This window comes from Mediterraneibacter agrestimuris (assembly GCF_943193195.1).
GTDB classification, from domain to species: Bacteria; Bacillota; Clostridia; order Lachnospirales; family Lachnospiraceae; genus Schaedlerella; species Schaedlerella agrestimuris.
In genome coordinates, this window is sequence record NZ_CALPDG010000107.1 from 1 (window position 1) to 1,735 (window position 1,735).

The 1,735-nt window shown below is 40.8% G+C and carries 1 protein-coding gene; it reads left to right on the top strand.

Features of this window, described 5'->3' with window-relative positions; all coding sequences use genetic code 11:
* Positions 1-215: 215 nt before the first annotated feature.
* The gene (locus NFS18_RS19245) at positions 216-1,532 is read left to right on the top strand and encodes an IS4 family transposase (protein WP_251393186.1); all 1,317 of its coding nucleotides are present in this window, start codon (positions 216-218) and stop codon (positions 1,530-1,532) included.
* Positions 1,533-1,735 lie beyond the last annotated feature (203 nt).

Here is a 1,735-nt window from a genome sequence, read left to right on the forward strand (position 1 = left end):
CAATGTTAACAACCTAACTCAAGCAACTACAACATATAGTGTTTCTTTTAATTGGCACGGGATTCCCTGTGCCTTTCTTTATTTATAACCACTAATACGATTAAAATATTGCACAAAATTCGCCCATAAAAACCAGCATATTTACTATTGACATAAGCTCCAAAAAATGCGGCGCAGCCCTTGTTTATATTACTTTTTTAAGGGGGCTGCATCGTATGAATTTAATTCAAATCTTAGTCGATATTATCTGTAACACATTACTTGATCCACATGTCCTTGAACGGGCCAGAAACAGAAAAGGGGCTTTTACACGCAATTGCGGGAAACTTCCCTATTGGACATTGATCAAACTGTTATTAAGAAATTCCAAGAAAACTATTTCTTCATCACTGGATGAATTCTTTACCGAATTGCGGCATATATCAGGAATTCCAATCTCTGATACTGTGAAATGTTCCCAACAGGCTTTCAGCAAGGCCCGTTCCGGCATTGATCACTCTATTTTCAAAGAATGCTTCGAACGTGTACTTGACTTCCTTTGCAGCAGGGATTCCCTGGATTTCCATTCACGTTTCATGGGTGTATGGGGACGGCAGATCATTGCTGTTGACGGCTCTAAAATACCTCTTCCTAACCGTAAGACTCTTCTTGATAAATACGGCAGCATAGGGAGAGGCCAAAACTCTCCCACTGCCATTGCCAGTGTTGCTTTTGATGTACTGAATCACCGCATCCTTGATGCACAGCTCGAACCCATGAGCGTCGGTGAACGTACCCTTGCCATAAGGCATATGCAAAATATAAAAAGCAAAGCACGGACGAATCTATTATACACCATATTTGTCTTCGATAGGGGATATGCTTCAAAAAATTTATTTTCTTTTATCGAAGACACCTTACATGCCGGATATCTCTTCCGGTTAAGGACTAAATTTAACACGGATATTGATGCACTCCCTGTACCGGCGGATCGAAATGGAATCAGTGACTATATCTTTTTCCTTGATGGCAGGAAAGTACGCATCCTTAAATTTTACCTCCCAAGTGGGACGGTGGAAACGCTGATCACAAATGATTTTGACCTTGCCAAAGAACTGTTCCGCCAGTGTTACTTCCTTAGATGGCCGGTGGAGGAGAATTATAAGCTTGTCAAAGAAAAGATCGGGCTCACTAATTTCCGGGGCTATTCCGAGAACTCCGTTCTCCAGGAATTCTGGATATCGGTATTGCTTGCAAACCTGGCTCTTGCCATAAAGCGGGAGACGGACGGCATTGTTGACAGCACCATAAACCAGAAAGGGAATCAGAACAAATATATGACAAACATGAATGAGCTTGTCGGATACCTGAGCCGTCACATAGGAGAATATATGGATGCTGATACAGACACAGAAAAGTATGGCATCATCCGCTGTATATTTGATTTTGCCGTATCTCACCGGGTGCGTGACAAAAAGGGCAGCGGGGAATCAAATCTACGTACAACTCCAAGAAAAGTCAAACATCATTACAATAACAAGACTACACACTAATACCATTTAAGAAAGGTGGTGGTGCCAGTTTCTTTATATTCTACAATACAAACGCCATATCTAAAAAACAGCTGATAGCAACCAAGGGGAAAGTCTGCCCTTTTTTCAGTGTATTTTAATCATTTCTATCATCTGCTATTATTGGTTTAATAGCTTAATCCTATTGTGATATCATGCCACTACTAAGTTGTTAACATTGGTTT